The organism is Serratia sp. OLAL2, from assembly GCF_002752475.1.
Taxonomy (GTDB): Bacteria; Pseudomonadota; Gammaproteobacteria; order Enterobacterales; family Enterobacteriaceae; genus Serratia; species Serratia bockelmannii.
On the sequence record NZ_MSTL01000013.1, the window covers coordinates 1 to 728 of the forward strand.

A 728-nucleotide genomic window follows, 5' to 3' on the forward strand; every position below is an offset into this window, starting at 1 on the left:
AAAGAAGTAGGTAGCTTAACCTTCGGGAGGGCGCTTACCACTTTGTGATTCATGACTGGGGTGAAGTCGTAACAAGGTAACCGTAGGGGAACCTGCGGTTGGATCACCTCCTTACCTAAAGATATTGATTCGAGTGGCGTGCTCACACAGATTGTCTGATGAAAAAGTAATGAGCAAACAAAACCTTGTGGTATAGGTAAGTGCCGGGAGATTTGTGACTGTCCAGTGCAGTGACAAACGACAATGGCGCTCGATTTTTCACGAAAAATCTCACCTTTACCCGAAATTATCGAATCGGTGATTCGATAAGCCAATTTCGGGTCCCCATCGTCTAGAGGCCTAGGACACTGCCCTTTCACGGCTGTAACAGGGGTTCGAATCCCCTTGGGGACGCCATTCCGATAATGAGTGAAAGACATTATCACCGGTTAGCGATAACCGAAAAAATCTTAAAGATGACTTGCGAGTCATGTTTAAGATATTGCTCTTTAACAATCTGGAACAAGCTGAAAATTGAAACATGACGGCTGAAATTTATCCCTCCGTAGATGTACTGGGATGAAGAGTAACCTGTCATAGAGTCTCTCAAATGTTTGCAGCGCGAACGATGGAAACATCTTCGGGTTGTGAGGTTAAGTGACTAAGCGTACACGGTGGATGCCTAGGCAGTCAGAGGCGATGAAGGGCGTGCTAATCTGCGAAAAGCGTCGGTAAGGTGATATGAACCG

Annotated in this window: 1 tRNA gene and 2 rRNA genes; all 3 read left to right on the top strand. The window is 46.2% G+C overall.

What is annotated here, in order from left to right:
- A 16S ribosomal RNA gene (locus BVU99_RS08810) occupies positions 1-114 on the top strand; the annotation flags it as partial.
- Between the two features lie 206 nt (positions 115-320).
- Positions 321-396: transfer RNA gene (locus BVU99_RS08815), tRNA-Glu, on the top strand.
- A gap of 234 nt (positions 397-630) precedes the next feature.
- Positions 631-728 (top strand): 23S ribosomal RNA (locus tag BVU99_RS08820); the annotation flags it as partial.